Raw genomic sequence first — 15,933 nt, 5'->3', positions numbered from 1 at the left:
GGAAGACCATGGCAGGGAACGGTCCCATTTACGATTATCTGGTCATTGGCGGCGGCTCGGCAGGCGCGGTCATCGCGTCGCGGCTGAGCGAGGTCCACGGCCTTCGTATTCTCCTCATCGAAGCTGGATCTAGTTTCGATGAGGAGACACTTCCTCCGCACGTGAGGTCACCCTACCCGGGCCGCGCGTACTTCGACAGACATCTCACCTGGGAAGGTTTGACGGTCAGGCTTACGGGAGAGGCTCGGCGCTCGAATCGATCAGAAACCCCCTATGAACAGGCTCGAGGCTTGGGTGGCGGCTCGCTGATCAACGGCATCGGATCGAACCGCGGATCACCGGACGACTACAATCAATGGCGGGACGCCGGCGCCAGCGGGTGGGGCTGGGACGACGTCCTACCCTATTTTCGTAAACTCGAAACGGAGGCGATATATTCGAGCGATGGTGCCCTGCACGGGACCGACGGTCCATGGCCTATCACTCATATCGATCCTGCAAGCTTCTCTGGCTTTACCCAGGCCATCCATGACGCTTTTTCATCATTTGGATACCAGAGAAGACAAGATCAGAACGGGATCTGGCAGGACGGTATCTACCCGACCGCCGTCAACCTCGATAGTGCCGGGCACCGCGCCACGACCGCAACGACCTATCTGCGCGACGAAGTGAGACGAAGGCCGCAGCTCGAGATCCGTTGCAATACGCTCGCGACCCGACTCATCGCCTCCCACGGCGCGGTGACCGGAGTCGAATTTATGGATGAAGGCGGAAACCTTCAGATCATACGCGCGCACGAGACCATCGTCTGTGCCGGTGCGCTCCAAACGCCGACACTCCTGTTGCGTTCGGGGATTGGTCCAGGGGCAGATCTCGTCAATCTGGGCCTTAAAGTCGCGGCCGATCGGCCCGGTGTTGGCAGAAACCTGATGGAACATCCCTCCATCGGTGTGACCGCGCTCATCGCTCCGGAAGCGCGTCTGCCGGCCGGCGAGAATTATCACATTCAAAGTCTGCTTCGATGGACGTCCGCTCTTGAAGGCACGCCCGCCGGCGACATGCACACCGGCATCGTCGCCCGCGCAGGCTGGCATGCCGTCGGCGGCCAGCTTGCCAACCTGTTCTCATGGGTCAACAAGTCATATTCCACTGGCCACGTGCGGCTGCGCTCCGCCGACGGCCGAACGCCGGCTCAGATTGAGTTTAAAATGCTTTCGGACGTCCGAGATCTGCGCCGTCTGGCCGACGCCTTTCGGCTGTCCGCCAGAGCTGTGACGCACCCAAGGCTTGCGAACGTCGTCTGGGCTGCCGTGCCATCAACTTTCTCGGCACGAATAAAGAAGCTGCTGGCTCCGAGCCTCCGAAATCGCATGATCACCGATTTCGCAGCGCCTCTTATCGATCGCAGCGATCTTGTTCGTCGGCAGCTGGTGTGCGTCATCCAAGGGGATACGCCATCACTGGCCCGGCTCTTGAACGATGATCACGAGCTGGACGAATTCCTCAAGCATAACGTTGGCGGTGTCTGGCATCCCTGCGGAACGGCTCGAATGGGATCACCGGACGACCGGATGGCGGTGACCGCTTCCGATGGCCGCGTATACGGCGTGGATGGACTAATCGTTTGCGACGCGTCGCTCATGCCGACGATCCCCTGCGCCAATATCAACGTTCCGGTCCTGATGATGGCAGAGAAGATAGCCGACAGTCTCAAGGCCTCATACAAGGGGAGCCTGATATGATCAGTCAAATCGTGCGTCGACTGGTCTCTGCTGTTCCGGTCCTCGTTCTCGTGGGATTCATCGTCTTTTCGATCCTCTATGTGGCGCCAGGTGATCCTGCGGTTGTCATTGCCGGCGATCGTGCGAGCCCTGAGGAAATCCGACACGTCCGAGAGATGCTGGGCCTTGACCGACCGTTCTTGGTTCGATTTGCAGAGTGGTTCTGGCACATTCTTCACGGCGACCTTGGTCATTCCGTGTTCAACGGAGCGTCCGTCACCGGCCTAATTCTGGACCGGCTTGGAGCGACAATGTCGTTGATGCTGATAACAATGATAATTTCAGTGCTGATCGCTGTTCCTCTCGGCGTCGCCGCCGCATGGCGCGCGGGAGGTTGGATCGATCGGATGGTCGTCGGCTTGTCCGTGATCGGCTTTTCAGTTCCGGTCTTTGTTTTCGGCTATATTCTCGCGTACATATTTTCGCGGCAGCTACAGTGGCTTCCTGTTCAAGGGTACAAGGACATAACGGAGGGCGTGTGGCCCTGGCTTCGCAACCTCATCCTCCCTTCGCTCACTCTCTCAACTGTATACATTGCCCTTATCGCTCGCGTAACACGTGCGTCTATGCTTGAGGTCTTGGGGCAGGATTATATCCGAACTGCGCGCGCCAAAGGCGCAAGTCGATCCGCGATTCTGTTCGTTCATGCCTTGAAGAATGCTGGCGTTCCGATCATCACCGTCATTGGAATTGGCGTGGCTCTCTTGATTGGAGGTGCCGTGGTGACCGAGACCGTGTTCGCCATTCCAGGCCTTGGTCGCCTGACTCTCGATGCAATCGCCATGCGCGACTACCCGATCATCCAAGGAGTGGTCCTGGTCTTCTCGTTCGCGTATGTGATCGTCAATCTGATCATCGATATCTCGTATGTGTTGGTCGACCCGCGGATCCGTTATCGATGACAGTGTCCTCCAAGATGATTCAACTTGAAAGCAGGCCAATGCGTTCATGGCGACGGCATAAGCTGATCGTCATAGGGGGCGGCCTCCTCTCGCTAGCGATCGCTTGCGCGCTCTTGGCACCTGTCTTGGGAACAACGGATCCCACCGTCTTCGCCCCAATGGACCGCCTAAAGCCCCCGAGCGCTGTGCACTGGTTCGGAACGGATATGGTCGGCCGGGACGTCTATTCTCGTGTGATCTACGGCGCCCGGGTTTCGCTGGTCGTGGGCATGTCGGTTGCTGCCATCAGCGGTATTCTTGGACTCGCTCTGGGCCTTCTGTCCGGCTCTGTCCCGCGGCTGGACGGTCTGATCATGCGCTTCGTTGATGCCATGATGGCGATTCCGTCCGTGCTGTTGGCGATCGCCCTCATGGCACTCTGGAACCGCTCGTTGGGCAGCGTGGTGCTGGCTATCAGCCTAGCCGAGATACCACGAACGGCGCGTCTCGTACGCGGCACGATTCTATCGTTACGCGAACAACCTTACATCGAGGCATCGATGTCGATCGGCGTGTTCCACCTTCGAATTGTCCTCAAACATATCGTCCCAAATGCACTTCCGGCACTTATGGTTCAATCGTCCTATGTCTGCGCCAGCGCCATGGTTGTCGAATCCATTCTGTCGTTCATCGGAGCCGGCGTTCCCCCGACCATTCCGTCTTGGGGCAATATAATGGCTGGCGGTCGGACGCTTTGGCTTGTTCAACCTCTGATTATCGTTTTTCCCGCCGCGTTCCTGTCGGTCACAGTTCTGGCGGTGAATCTGCTCGGCGATGGCGTTCGTGACCTGCTTGATCCACGTGCTGGGACACACTGATGTGTCAATAAAGAACCCTCGCCGCCTCAAACAAAACCGGCGACCGCTTCCTCAAACGATCGAAAAAGAATGAGCCTTTTGGTCCGCTCCCACGAAGACACCACTGATCGGTCTCCGCTGCTTTCAGTTCAAGGCCTGACGGTAAGCGTCAAAACAACAGACGGTTGGCGTACCGTCATCCGTGATCTGTCCTTTGATCTGCAAGCTGGGGAAACACTCGGGCTCGTGGGAGAATCCGGGAGTGGCAAGAGCGTAACGTCGCTCTCGATCATGCGGCTCGTCTCGCCGAGGACGGCGACTATCAAAGGAAAAGCACTCTTCGGTCAGCGGGACCTGCTGGCTCTACCAGAGAAGGAGATGGCTAAAGTACGTGGCGACGAGATCGCCATGATGTTCCAAGAGCCGATGACGTCCTTAAACCCTGTCCTTAGTATCGGTTATCAGATATCGGAAGCTTTGCGCATCCACAGAGGCATCAGTGGTCGGAAGGCCAGGCACCAGGCGGTGGAGCTGCTTGAGCGAGTGAGGATTCCAGCGGCGCGAAGCCGCCTGACAGACTATCCGCATAAATTCTCCGGCGGTATGCGTCAGAGAGTCATGATCGCCATGGCTCTGGCTTGCGGGCCGAAGCTGCTGATCGCTGACGAGCCGACGACTGCTCTGGACGTTACGGTTCAAGCCGAGATCATTGACCTTATTCGTGCCATTCAGCGCGAAGAAGGTATGGCCGTTATCTTCATCACGCACGACATGGGTGTTATTGCAGAGGTCGCGGACCGTACGCTCGTCATGTTTCGCGGTAACGGCGTTGAAGTGGGGCCAACAACAAAGATTTTTGCAGAACCGAAGCACGACTATACACGAGCGCTAATCTCGTCTGTGCCAAAGCTTGGCGCGATGACCGGCAAGCCGTTTCCTGAGCCTTTTGACGTAACCGGCGCCGAACGGCCGTGTCTGAATCCGAGCGCCCTGCTAGCTGAGGACGATGGGCCCCCGGTTCTGGAGGTGCGCGATCTAACCACGCGCTTCGTCGTTCGCAAGGGCTTGTTGTCATGCGCTGTCGGGCGCGTGCACGCGGTTGAGGACGTCTCCTTTTCCATCAGATCTGGTGAAACGCTTTCATTGGTCGGCGAGTCGGGATGCGGCAAATCGAGCACAAGCCGCTCAATTATGCGTCTCGTCGAGCCGGACTCCGGATCAATAAAATTATGCGGTCAAGAGTTGATGGGCGTCAACGCGTCCGAGTTGCGTGAGCGGCGGCGGGTCATTCAGATGGTATTCCAAGACCCGTTTGCGAGCTTAAATCCACGACTAAAGGTGGGCGAGTCGATTGCGGAACCGCTCATTGTCAACGGAACCGGTAGCGGCGCAGAGATCCGTCACAGCGTTGGAGAACTACTTGAGGAGGTTGGGCTGGATCGCGCCGCGGCAAGCCGGTATCCGCACGAGTTTTCCGGCGGACAGCGTCAACGCATTTGCATCGCCCGCGCCATAGCCGTCCCGTCCGAAAGTCATCATTGCCGACGAATCGGTGTCTGCCCTCGATGTGTCAATCAAAGCTCAGATTGTGAACCTCTTGCTTGAGCTGCAGGCGCGACGCAACTTATCGATGCGTTTCATTTCTCATGACATGGCGATCGTTGAGCGCATCAGCCACCGCGTCGCGGTCATGTATCTTGGAGAGATCGTTGAGATAGGGAGCAGAAGCGCTGTCTTCTCGACGCCAGGTCATCCCTATACCCGCCGTCTCCTTTCGGCCGTTCCCGTTGCCAATCCGACTGTGCCTCGCCGTTCGGTATCGCTCACGGACAAAGAGCCCAGAAGCACGTTCTTCCCACTGGATTACACGCCGCCGGTCAGGCAATTCCGAACAGTTGGTCCCGATCACTATAGCGCGACAATCAGGATGAGAGCGGCCCGTCAATCAAGATGAGACGAGGCGGCCGAGTCAGGAGATAATTGACGCTGGCCGTCGACTTGGCAAGCGTTGATTGACGCTGCGCGACAATCAAGCGGCGCTGCCAGCGTCAATTAAAGTCTTGTCGAGTTCGTTTGGGGTAGTGTGAACAGGCGGCCGGCCTGGACCGCGCTTGCGATCGAGGGCAACTTTTCGACGGTAACTTTCGACGTTCATCTCGAGGATCGTGGCGTGGTGGACCAAACGATCGATGGCAGCCAACGTCATTGCTTGGTCCGGGAAGATACGCCCCCATTCGCCAAATGGCTGATTGGCCGTGATCAGCAGCGAGCGTCGTTCGTAGCGGGCGGCGATCAACTCGAACAACACACTGGTTTCCGCCTGATCCTTGCTCACATATGTGATGTCGTCGAGGATCAGGAGGTCATAGCGATCGAGTTTGGCGATCGCGGACTCCAGCGCCAGCTCGCGCCGCGCGACCTGCAGCCGTTGCACCAGATCAGTGGTTCGCGCGAAGAGAACGCGCCAACCGTTCTCGACGAGAGCCAGGCCGATCGCCGCGCCGAGATGGGTCTTGCCGCCGCCCGGTGGACCGAACAAGAGCAAATTGGCGCCGGCCTTCAACCAGGCGTCGCCGGCGGCGAGCGCCATCGCCTGTGCCTTTGATAGCATCGGCACGCTTTCGAAGTCGAAGGTTGCGAGCGTCTTGCCGGCGGGCAAACGCGCTTCCACCATGTGCCGCTCGATCCGACGGCGGGTGCGATCGGCGGCCTCGTGCTCGGCAAGGGCGGCGAGGAAGCGGGCGGCAGGCCACCCTTCCTTGTCCGACTGTGCGGCGAGCTTCGGCCAGATCGCCTTGACGCCCGGCAGGCGGAGCTCATTGAGAAGCAGCTCGACACGGGCAGCATCGACGGAGGTAGCGATACCGGTCATGCTGCCTCTCCCAGGTTCGAGCGGCCCGACATGACGCTGACGGAGGCGAGTTCATCGTAGACGTCGAGCGGCGCCAGCTTGACGGCGACACGCGGGATCGAGGCCGCCTCGGGCCGGAAGCGGTCGCGCAGCGCGGCAAGATCGGGTAACTGTCCGGCGTCCAGATCCATCGCGATCGCCTCGGCGAGTTCTGCTTCGCAGGCGCGCTCGTGAGCCAGCGCCAGAAGCTCGACCGTCACCTTGCAGGCGCGCCGGTCATCACCATGCTCCCGCAAGGTCTCGAACAGACGTTTGTAAGCTGCGCGCGGGAAGAGTTGGTCGCGATAAACGAGATTGAGGAGCGCCATCGGCTTGCGCCGCAGGGCATGGATGACATGCCGGTAATCCACGACATGACCGCCCTGGCTCTCGGACACAGGCCGACCGCGCCGCAGCGTCACGACCGGTGTGACGCCAAGGAAGCATTCGAGCCGGTCGTCGAAGATGCGCACACGCAGGCGATGGCCGATCAATCTTGAAGGCACGGTGTAGAACACGCGCCGCAGGATGAAGCCGCCTGACGACGTCACCGGGATCACTTTCTCCTCGAAGTCGGTCGTGCGGCCTTTTGGCAGCGGCGCCAATGCCTCCTTCTCGAGCGCGATCGGCTTGGCGAGGTTGGCGTTGCGCCGGCCGACAATCTCGTCGACAAAAGCCCGGTACGCATCGAGACTGGCGAAGTCGCGCGTCCCCCGCAGCAACAGCGCATCTTCCAGTGCCCGCTTGAGATGGCCGTGCGCGCTCTCGATCGAGCCGTTCTCATGTGCGATGCCCGCATTGTTGCGCGTTGGCGCCATGCCATAGTGGCCCATCAGCCCGGCGTAGCGCTGCGTCAGATCCTCCCGTGCGTCGGCGGCCAGATTGCGGAACGCTGCCGACAGGCTGTCGCTGCGATGCTCCCGCGGCACGTCGCCAAGCGCCCACAGCGCGTTCTGCAAGCCCTCCGCCAGGGCGACGAAGCTTTCGCCGCCGAGCACGACATGGGCATGCTCGAAGCCGGAGAACGCCAACCGGAAGTGATAGAGCCGGTGATCGAGCGGCTCACCCGCGATGGTAATACCGAGCGCGCTCACGTCGGTGAAGTCGGACAGACCCAGGCGGCCGGGCTCGTGCTGCTGGCGGAAGATCACGTCCTGTTCGGGGCCGTTGAGCGCCCGCCAGGCGTTGATGCGCCGCTCCAGCGTGCGGCGGATGTTCGGGTTCAGGTCATGATGCCGTCGGCGCAGCTCGTCCAGCACGCCGATCACGCGGATGCCGGGCGCAGCCTTCAGGATCGGAACGATCTCGGCCTCCCAATACTGCGCGAGCGGATCGGACCGGCGCCGGCCCCTCGGCGTCTTCTTCTGCGATGGCGGGCGACAATCGCCCTCGATTCGATACGCGCTTGCCTTCGAGAACCCCGCCTTGGCCGCGGCGGCCTCGGGGGACAGTGTCTGTCGGTAGGTCATGTACAGCCTCATCTGGTGGTCGGTGATGTGGAGGCCAGGCAAGGCATCGATTCCCTCTTGTCGAGACGAATCAACAGCTTGCACCAGCCGCACCCGGCCGCCAGACGGGTCCAAAAACGCGCGACGCCGATGGGGACGGTCCTCCGGTCGGGCTACGCCCTCCCTTCGGTCCGCCCCCATCGGCGCAGTCTCACCTTGATTGTCGCTGAAGTCTCACCCTGATCGCCGCCGCGCACCGATCACCAGGTGAGGAGCGATTGAGGTCGCATGCACACCATCAATCGGGCGTCGCCGGCCGTTCCCAAGGATGAGAAGCGGAACAACGCGGAATGTGCACGAGAACATCACCTGCAGAGACATTTGCCCCTCGAGTGTGGCATTTCCTGATAGATCCAATCTAGATGAAGGTTCGGTAGCGAATGAAGCTCGACACACGGCTCGCCCACGCAGGGCGCCCCGCAGCGGGCCCAGTAAGTCCACCCGTGATGCGTGCCTCGACCATCCTGTTTGAAGACATGGCCAGCTACGATTTGGCGTCAACAGACCGCGTCAGCCGGCTTCGATATGGCGTCTATGGTACGGAAACGCTCTTCCAATTGGAAAAGGCACTGACCTCCCTTGAACAGTGTTTCAGAGCCATCGTAGTCCCGTCGGGCCTTGCGGCGGTGACTGCCTCGCTCGGCGCAGTGGTAAGTCCCGGTGGTCACTTGCTGGTTGCCGACTCCGTCTACGGGCCCCCTCGCTCGTTTTGCGACGGTCCTTTGGTTAAAGGGGGCGTAGAGGTCGAGTACTTTGACCCCATGACAGGTTCTGAGCTGCAGCATCTTGTCCGATCCAATACACAGGCCATCGTTTGTGAAAGTCCTGGCTCCATGACATTCGAAGTCATGGATATCCCTGCCTTAGTGAAAGTTGGGCAAGGCAATGGCGTCCCGCTGATCCTGGATAATACGTGGGCAACGCCCGTATTTTTTGATGCGATGGGGCACGGCGTCGACATCTCAATTCAAGCAGCAACTAAATACCTGAACGGCCACAGCGATATTCTAATGGGCGTTATCGCAACCTCAGAGAAGTGGTGGTCTCCGGTCCGCGAGCGGGTTGCCGATTTCGGCTTCAGCACAAGCCCTGACGACTGCTATCTCGCATTGCGCGGACGTCGCACGCTGACCTTGCGGCTGCGACATCAGCAAGCCAGTTGTTTGAACGTCGCGAGCTGGCTGCAAAAGCAGCCCGGCGTCCGGGAAGTCGTCTATCCCGCTTTGCCTGGCGACCGTGGTTATTCTTTATGGCAGCGTGATTTCACCGGTGCGTCTAGCGTGTTTGGCGTCGCGTTTGATATCGACAACAAGCAGGCGGTCGAGAGATTCATCAATGGTCTGCGGTTGTTCGGCATCGGAGCAAGCTGGGGCGGATTTGAAAGCCTGGTGTTGCCCGCCCGATATACGCGCAGATGCGCCCCTGCAAATCGCCGTGATATGACCGTTCGGCTTCATGTTGGTCTTGAAGATCCGGACGACCTCAAAGAGGATTTGGCGCTCGGTCTGAAGGCGCTTCTCGCTGCCTAATTTCGGTAGGCCACGCTCAAACCGCGCTCGCCTGCTTCTTAAGGGAAACTCGGTTAAACGTCCGACCAACCGCCTCGATGTTGGTGTCTACCGACCACTCGACGGTGCTTCTATGGCATTTCACCGGAGGACGTCTGGGCAAGTTCTGTGAATTTCGAGGCCAGCAAAGACAATGTCGGAGTGAGGTTTCTTCCTTTCTTGACGAGCAGCTGTAGGGGAATGCGAGGCGCGTCACGCAGCGCAAGAGAAACGATCTCCGGAAAAAACACTTGAAGATCACAGAAGGGATCGACGATCGCAACTCCCTCGCCCGATCGGACCAGATGCCAAGCCTGCGCAATTTGTTCGACTTCGATTGCCGGGTTGAATGGAAAGCCATGCGCCCCAAAAAAAGCATCGATCCGCTTGCGCAGCTGAAGAAACGGAAAATAGCCGACGAAGCGCTCCTTTCGCAAATCTTTCACGGATACGGACTTTCTTTGCGCGAGTGGGTGTGACTTCGGGCAAATGAAACGCGCTGCTGCCGTTGTCAGCGTAATGATTTCCACGTTTGAATAAGTCTCTGCGAGAAAGCTGATGGCAGCATCAATCGATCCAGAGCCCACTTTATTCGCGCTCTCCACCCGGCGCTCCACCATAATGTGCAGCTTCAGCTTGGGCTCGAGCGAATGGAGAAACGAGATTATTTTTGGCGCGAGTGATAGCGATAATGAGTAGGTGCATCCCAAAATAAGGGTGACGTCGCGGTCAGATCGAAGGGATTCTATGACCCGATTCACCTTCGTAACCTGATGAAACACCGCATCGATGTCGTCTATGAGACGTGATGCATTTGGCGTCGGTCTCAATCGGCCCTTTTCGCGCACGAAAAATTGTAGACCACAACGAGCCTCGGCATTGCGAATGATTTCGCTGATTGACGGTTGCGAGATATTCAGTGCCTTCGCCGCTCCCGTAATCGAGCCTTCTCTCATAACAGCACGGAAAATCTCCATCTGCCGGAGATTCATGACCATCGACTTGCAATCCTGGAATTACTCGTGCCCGCCTTCTCCCATGTTGTCTCAAGCGAATGGTGAACACAAGATTTCTGCGTGTTTCGGCAATTTCCGGACAGCAATTTCGCTAATTCGCGGACAGCGATTTCAGTAATTCCGGGACAGGGATTCCGCTAAATCGCGGACAGTTGCGGGAGGTTGGTTTTCGGGAGCGCCGTTCAGGCAATGTTCTCTCTCAAGCTGAGTTTGAGAGGGGCAATGCCGAGACGGAAGCAAGCGAAACGAACCACTGTGAAGGACCTACGATCGATCCTGAGGCTGACGTACGAGCAGGACCTGTCGGTTCGGGAGATCTCGGAACGGCTGCAGATCAGCAAGAGTTCGGTTGCCACCTACCTGCTGCGAGCGCGTGAAGCGGGTTTGAGCTGGCCGCTGCCGCCGATTTACGAGAGCGAGGCGGCCTTGCAGCGAGCCTTGTTCCGGCGGGTCGGGCGCCCCCCGCAGGATTTGAGCGAGCCTGAGTGGCCACGGGTGGCGCAGGAGCTCAAGCGCAAGGGCGTGACGCTGACGCTGCTGTGGCAGGAATACCGGACGGCGCATCCCGACGGCCTATGGTTACATGTGGTTCTGCGAGAAGTTTGACGCCTATCGGCGCTGGGCGAACCCGACCTTCCGTCATCGCCACGCGGCGGGTGCAGTGATGCAGACCGACTATGCCGGTCCGACGGTGGAGGTGATCGATCCGCAAACCGGCGAGATCCGTCAGGCGCAGATATTTGTCGCGGTGCTCGGGGCCTCGTCGCTGATCTTCGCTATGGGGAGCTTCGGTCAGCGACTACCAGATTGGATCGAAGGCCAGACCCGAGCCTTGTCGTACTTCGGCGGAGTTCCCAAGGCGATCGTCTGCGACAATCTGAAGGCCGGGGTCGTCAAGGCGTTGTGGTTCGAGCCGACGCTCAACCAAACCTTTGCCGCCATGGCCGAGCACTACGACACGACGATTTTGCCGACCCGCAGCCGCAAGCCGCGCGACAAGGCGAGCGCTTCATACTGCACCTCATTCCTTTGATGGCGCGGTGATAGCGGTGAGCTGCGCCGAGCGGGCGCCGCGCCCACCACAGCCCTTGCGGATCGTCATGCCAGGCGGGACCTCCCACAGGCCACGGTTCAGACTGTCGGTATAGCATTTTATGATGAGCCCCTGGCGACCCCACGTGTGTACGGCTGTCTCGGAGACGCAGAATTTGGCGGCGATCTCGCGCGTCGTAAGCATACCACGTCGACGCAGCCGCTCATATCGGCTCGCGAGTTTGTAGGCGCCGCGAATGAAGGCAACCTTCTTCAGATTGAACGCCTTCGCCTCCCATGTACGCCAGCCGTGATTATTGAGAATCTCGGCGACCTCGCGATCGCAATGATCGTCAAGAAGACGATCAACCTCGGCGACGAGTTCAGGTTTGAACTTGCGGATCTGGGCGATGGGTAGCGGCCGGTCGAGCACCAAGGTACGCGTGGCGCCGCCCGACAGGCGGACATGGGCCGTGATCATTTGCGACTTGATCAAGGTTACGTCGTCGATGAGCAGACGCACGATGCGCTTGCGCTCACGGGAGTCAACTCGCGGATCTTGCCAGATCCGCGGAAGCTGCTCGGCGAGGTCAAGGATGCGTCGTTGGGCTTCTGCGCTGAGTGCCGCAGCCTGCTGTTTGCTCCGGCGCTCGTAGTCTTCAGCGGCATCGGCATGACGGCGCAGCTTGTCGTTCCATTCGGCCTCGAGCGAATCGGCGACGAGTCGGTTGTCGGGATCGACCTTCATGTAGCGTCGACGCGCAAGCTCGGCTTCATAGCGCATCCGCTCGACATGCTGGCGACGCGCAGCGTCGGTCTCTGCGGCGCGCGCCTCAAGCTCGCGCTGCACCTCAAGGGTGACGGCCAGCGTCATCGGCGTCATCAGCTCGATCATCAGGCTCGCGATCGCCGCATCGACGATCTTCCCGGGAACCGTTTGGCAGGTCGCTCCCGCGCAGCGTATTACGTTCGCCTGGCACAGATAGGTTGGGACGGTGCGGCCGTGCTCCTGGCTGTAGCGCACACCCATGCGTTCGCCACATAGGCCACAGACTACGCGACCTTGGAGGAGCGCCGGTCCCTCGCGCGCCGGCCCTGACCGCCGCTCGCCACCGAAGGCACGAGCGTTGTCGGCGAGCCGCCGCTGGTTGGCCTCGAAGCGCTCCCAGTCGATGTAGCCCTGGTGCATTCCCGGCATGACGAACTGCCAATCGGCCCTGGCAACCTTGACGACACTGGTGCCACCATCGGGCCGGTGCCGTATGCGCGTTCGGCCATACGCAAAAGCGCCAGCGTAGCGCGGATTGTGGAGCACCTGCAGGACGCGCGCATGGTGCGGCGCAGCCCATAGGAGGTCACCCTTGTTCGGCCCTGTCCGGAGCCGGCGTGGGAACAGCAAACCTTGCTCCCGGAAGAAGCGGACTGTCTGCATCGCACTTCCGGTCTGCTCGAAGGTATCGAACACCAGACGGATTGCGTTCTGCACCTGGAGGTCGGGATCGAGGCCGATGATCCGATCGTTCCGGTAAACCAACCCGACCGGAGGGCACATCTCGAGCTCGCCGCGCCGGGCCTTGTTGAGCTGACCGCCACGCATGCGCGCTTTGAGGATGTGCAGCTCGGCCTCGCTCATCGTACCTTTGAGGCCGAGCAGGAGGCGGTCGTTGAAGCTGGCTGGATCGTAGATACCGTCTTCGTCAAGGATGAGCGTCGCCGTCAATGCGCAAAGCTCGATGAGCCGGTGCCAGTCAGCCGAGTTGCGCGCAAGGCGCGAGACCTCCAGTCCCATGACGATACCGGCCTTGCCGAGCGCCACCTCGCTCACCAGTCGCTGGAAGCCGTCGCGTGCTGTCATACTTGATCCGGACTTGCCGAGATCGCGATCGATGACGTGGACGCGCTCGACCGGCCAGCCGGCCACAACTGCTCGGTCCCGCAACCCATATTGGCGCTGGGTACTCTCGCCGTGCTCGGCGACCTGGCGAAGGGTCGATTGGCGGACATAGAGGTAGGCGTCGCGCTTGAGATGGTCGGCGGTGACTTTAAGCTCAGGCATGGAAGGGCTCCATTGCGATGGCGACGAGGATGCCGGCGATGAGGCGCGTGACGTCGCTTGTTGCAGGCGACGGATCGTCCAGGGCCGAGTGTGCGAGCCGATGGTCGCGGTAGGCCTCCTCGGCATCGACCTCCTGTCCGCGTGCTCGGATCCACGCTGCCAATCCCCGTCGACGAAGAATGGCGAGACCCGGGCAGGCCGTGAACTCGGCACGCAATGCGGCGGCGCGCAGCTTCTCGTAGCTGTCTGTTGCGTCCGGCGCGACAATCAGGCTGGGTTGAGTCGTTTTTTTTTTGCGCGCCAGCGCCCGCTCCAGGCTGCGTCGGTGCACCTTGACGCCGAATCGCGCCTCGATCGCATCGAGGCAGTGCGACGTGGTCAGTTCGGGCCTTGCAGCTTTGAGAGCGGCGACGAACGCAACGACCTCGGCGGAGACCTTGTGGCCGCCTTTGGGGCCTCGCCGGTTCGGCAACAGGCCGGCAAGCCCGACGGTCTGCAGGGCGCTCTGCGCCTTGTAGAAGGTCGGCCGTGTGACGCCGAATGTCTCGGCGGCCTCGCTGATCGCAACGCCGTCGACCTGGTGGCGTCGCACCATCTCGTAGCGCACCTGCACCAGGTCCTTCGCATCGAAGAATGGGTTGCTGACGAACGAGGTGTCGCGGACTGCTTCCGGATTTGGATTGAGAACGCCGTCTTGCGCCAACGCCTCGCTCTTCGGATCCCGCTTCTTCGCCGTGGCCATGCTCGGTCTCAATCTGACGTAAATATAAATACGCCTCTATATGTTGGGCGTCAATGGAAACGTCAACGCTATATGAGGATTTTGCGCTAATAATCGCGAAGTAATACGCCGCATCGCGTCGACGGCATGGCATTATTATCTTTACATAGGCGGCGTATTTATATTTACGCATCGCTGGCGCCTATGCTCTCGGCAAGTCGGTCCAGCGCGTCACAAAGCGCCAACAGGTCAGCCACGCAAAAGGCTGCTCTGCCCGTAGCGATCAGCCGGAACTCATCGGGTGGATCGATATCGGTCCACGCGCTCGCGATCGTGCAAAGTCGACCGTTCTGGCCCTCATAGACCACCCGGTCTTCGCCCCAATGACGGCGTCGGCAGATCAGCTCGAACTTGCGACCGCAAAGCGGATGGAACGGATGCGTGATCCGCACCTTTTGCCGGGCCGTACCCGCATGACCTGCAGTCGACGACTTTTGACAAGGGCAAGGTTGAAGGCGCGGTGCTGATTGTCGAGCGCTGGATTCTGGCACGGCTGCGCCATCGGCGGTTCTTCAACCTGACCGATCTCAATACTGCGATCGCCGGTCTGCTGGAGGAGTTGAACCATCGGCCGATGCGCCATATCGGCAAATCCCGCCGGCAGCTGTTCGAGGAGATCGAGCGCGCTGCGTTGACGCCGCTGCCGGGCGAGCCGTTCGAATACGCCGAGTGGAAAACGGCGAAGGTCCACCCCGATTATCACGTCGAAGTCGACAAGACCTTTTACTCGGTCTCGCACCGGCTGATCGGCCGTCGGGTGGACGTCCGGCTCACCTATCGAGCCGTCGAGATCTTCCAGGATCACACGCGTGTCGCCAGCCATGTGCGCCGCTCTCAGCGCAGCGGCCATGTCACCGTGAACGAGCACATGCCCAAGGCCCATCAGCGTTATGCCAATATGACGCCGGCGAGCTTGATCAAGATGGCAGCGCGGATCGGCGTCAACACCGCCACTCTGGTCGAGCGGATGATGCGTGAGCGCCCGCATCCCGAGCAGGGTTATCGCTCCGCCATGGGGATCATCGCCCTGGCACGGCGCTACGAGCGCGATCGGCTCGAAGCGGCCTGCGAGCGGGCACTCGTCATCAACGCGATCAGCTACTCCTCGGTGAGCGCGATCCTCAAATCCGGGCTCGACCGCGCGAGCCCTGCTGCCGCACCCGTCAAAGCCACCCCCTCGCACGCCAACATCCGTGGTGGGGGCTATTATCAATGAAGGAAAGGAACATCGCGATGCTGACCCACCCGACCCTCGAGCAGATGCAGGCGCTCGGCCTTGCCGGAATGGCGGCCGCTTACCGGCAACTAGCCGAACAGGACAATGCCGCCGATCTCAGCCGGGATGAGTGGCTCGGCCTGATGCTCGATCGCGAAGCCGCCATGCGTGCCGACCGGCGCCTGACCAATCGGCTGGCCGCAGCCAAGCTGCGCTTCGTCGACGCCTGTATCGAAGACGTCGACGTCGCGTCCCGCCGCGGCCTTGACCGGCGCAACACCCTGCAGCTGGCGCAAGGCGCCTGGCTGAAAGCCCATGAGAACTTCATCATCACCGGCCTGACCGGGCTGGTGGCATGATGCACATCT

Annotated in this window: 11 protein-coding genes and 3 pseudogenes; 8 read left to right on the top strand and 6 right to left on the bottom strand. The window is 60.3% G+C overall.

What is annotated here, in order from left to right; genetic code table 11:
* The first annotated feature begins 8 nt into the window (after positions 1 to 8).
* The 4 genes and pseudogenes from J2R78_RS43260 to J2R78_RS43245 all read left to right on the top strand — a co-directional run bounded on the left by J2R78_RS43260 (position 9) and on the right by J2R78_RS43245 (position 5,473).
* Entirely contained in the window at positions 9 to 1,742 is a 1,734-nt protein-coding gene (locus J2R78_RS43260) for a GMC family oxidoreductase (RefSeq protein WP_253610572.1), read from the top strand.
* A complete protein-coding gene (locus J2R78_RS43255) occupies positions 1,739 to 2,683 on the top strand; it encodes an ABC transporter permease (protein ID WP_253610573.1) in 945 nt (314 codons plus the stop codon). The genes J2R78_RS43260 and J2R78_RS43255 overlap by 4 nt, the downstream gene beginning before the upstream one ends.
* Positions 2,680 to 3,540 carry an ABC transporter permease gene (locus J2R78_RS43250; RefSeq protein WP_375167159.1) on the top strand — a complete coding sequence of 287 codons (861 nt, stop codon included), beginning with the start codon at positions 2,680 to 2,682 and terminating at the stop codon, positions 3,538 to 3,540. The genes J2R78_RS43255 and J2R78_RS43250 overlap by 4 nt, the downstream gene beginning before the upstream one ends.
* A gap of 69 nt (positions 3,541 to 3,609) precedes the next feature.
* A pseudogene (locus J2R78_RS43245) lies at positions 3,610 to 5,473 on the top strand (ABC transporter ATP-binding protein).
* A 75-nt stretch (positions 5,474 to 5,548) separates the two neighbouring features.
* On the opposite strand, the gene istB reads toward J2R78_RS43245, so the two are convergent.
* A complete protein-coding gene (gene istB, locus J2R78_RS43240; protein WP_076832955.1) occupies positions 5,549 to 6,391 on the bottom strand; it encodes an IS21-like element helper ATPase IstB in 843 nt (280 codons plus the stop codon).
* The gene (gene istA / locus J2R78_RS43235; protein WP_253610645.1) at positions 6,388 to 7,890 is read right to left on the bottom strand and encodes an IS21 family transposase; all 1,503 of its coding nucleotides are present in this window, start codon (positions 7,888 to 7,890) and stop codon (positions 6,388 to 6,390) included. The genes istB and istA (J2R78_RS43235) overlap by 4 nt, the downstream gene beginning before the upstream one ends.
* A gap of 407 nt (positions 7,891 to 8,297) precedes the next feature.
* On the opposite strand from istA (J2R78_RS43235), the gene metC reads away from it, so the two are divergent.
* On the top strand, positions 8,298 to 9,446 hold the full coding sequence (gene metC, locus J2R78_RS43230) for a cystathionine beta-lyase (protein ID WP_253610575.1): 1,149 nt from the start codon (positions 8,298 to 8,300) through the stop codon (positions 9,444 to 9,446).
* Positions 9,447 to 9,556: 110 nt separating this feature from the next.
* On the opposite strand, the gene J2R78_RS43225 is transcribed toward metC, so the two are convergent.
* Positions 9,557 to 10,462, bottom strand: coding sequence for a LysR family transcriptional regulator (locus J2R78_RS43225; RefSeq protein WP_253610576.1), 906 nt, complete (start codon positions 10,460 to 10,462; stop codon positions 9,557 to 9,559).
* A 240-nt stretch (positions 10,463 to 10,702) separates the two neighbouring features.
* Here J2R78_RS43225 and istA (J2R78_RS43220) point away from each other — a divergent pair.
* A pseudogene (istA, locus tag J2R78_RS43220) lies at positions 10,703 to 11,480 on the top strand (IS21 family transposase); the annotation flags it as partial.
* Positions 11,481 to 11,501: 21 nt separating this feature from the next.
* Here istA (J2R78_RS43220) and J2R78_RS43215 read toward each other — a convergent pair.
* The 3 genes from J2R78_RS43215 to J2R78_RS43205 form a co-directional block, all read right to left on the bottom strand.
* Positions 11,502 to 13,568, bottom strand: a complete 2,067-nt coding sequence (locus J2R78_RS43215) for a recombinase family protein (RefSeq protein ID WP_253610612.1) — start codon at positions 13,566 to 13,568, stop codon at positions 11,502 to 11,504.
* Complete coding sequence (locus J2R78_RS43210) at positions 13,561 to 14,310, bottom strand: helix-turn-helix domain-containing protein (RefSeq protein ID WP_253636057.1); 750 nt, start codon at positions 14,308 to 14,310, stop codon at positions 13,561 to 13,563. The genes J2R78_RS43215 and J2R78_RS43210 overlap by 8 nt, the downstream gene beginning before the upstream one ends.
* A 164-nt stretch (positions 14,311 to 14,474) precedes the next feature.
* Positions 14,475 to 14,741, bottom strand: coding sequence for a DUF5372 family protein (locus J2R78_RS43205; protein WP_253610186.1), 267 nt, complete (start codon positions 14,739 to 14,741; stop codon positions 14,475 to 14,477).
* 44 nt (positions 14,742 to 14,785) lie between these two features.
* On the opposite strand from J2R78_RS43205, the pseudogene J2R78_RS43200 reads away from it, so the two are divergent.
* Together J2R78_RS43200 and J2R78_RS43195 are read left to right on the top strand one after the other, a co-directional pair.
* A pseudogene (locus tag J2R78_RS43200) lies at positions 14,786 to 15,565 on the top strand (IS21 family transposase); the annotation flags it as partial.
* A gap of 17 nt (positions 15,566 to 15,582) precedes the next feature.
* On the top strand, positions 15,583 to 15,924 hold the full coding sequence (locus J2R78_RS43195; protein ID WP_305884506.1) for an ATP-binding protein: 342 nt from the start codon (positions 15,583 to 15,585) through the stop codon (positions 15,922 to 15,924).
* The last annotated feature ends 9 nt before the right edge of the window (positions 15,925 to 15,933 follow it).

Source organism: Bradyrhizobium sp. USDA 4538 (assembly GCF_024171045.1).
GTDB lineage: Bacteria > Pseudomonadota > Alphaproteobacteria > Rhizobiales > Xanthobacteraceae > Bradyrhizobium > Bradyrhizobium australafricanum.
The sequence above is the reverse complement of the archived record's forward strand: the minus strand, read 5'-3'. Positions and strand labels throughout refer to the sequence as shown.

Coding starts and splice junctions, on each gene's coding strand:
- J2R78_RS43255 (WP_253610573.1), top strand. CDS start 1,739: ATGATCAGTCAAATCGTGCGTCGACTGGTCTCTGCTGTTCCGGTCCTC.
- J2R78_RS43260 (WP_253610572.1), top strand. CDS start 9: ATGGCAGGGAACGGTCCCATTTACGATTATCTGGTCATTGGCGGCGGC.
- J2R78_RS43250 (WP_375167159.1), top strand. CDS start 2,680: ATGACAGTGTCCTCCAAGATGATTCAACTTGAAAGCAGGCCAATGCGT.
- istB (WP_076832955.1), bottom strand. CDS start 6,391: ATGACCGGTATCGCTACCTCCGTCGATGCTGCCCGTGTCGAGCTGCTT.
- metC (WP_253610575.1), top strand. CDS start 8,298: ATGAAGCTCGACACACGGCTCGCCCACGCAGGGCGCCCCGCAGCGGGC.
- J2R78_RS43195 (WP_305884506.1), top strand. CDS start 15,583: ATGCTGACCCACCCGACCCTCGAGCAGATGCAGGCGCTCGGCCTTGCC.
- J2R78_RS43210 (WP_253636057.1), bottom strand. CDS start 14,310: ATGGCCACGGCGAAGAAGCGGGATCCGAAGAGCGAGGCGTTGGCGCAA.
- istA (WP_253610645.1), bottom strand. CDS start 7,890: ATGAGGCTGTACATGACCTACCGACAGACACTGTCCCCCGAGGCCGCC.
- J2R78_RS43225 (WP_253610576.1), bottom strand. CDS start 10,462: ATGGTCATGAATCTCCGGCAGATGGAGATTTTCCGTGCTGTTATGAGA.
- J2R78_RS43215 (WP_253610612.1), bottom strand. CDS start 13,568: ATGCCTGAGCTTAAAGTCACCGCCGACCATCTCAAGCGCGACGCCTAC.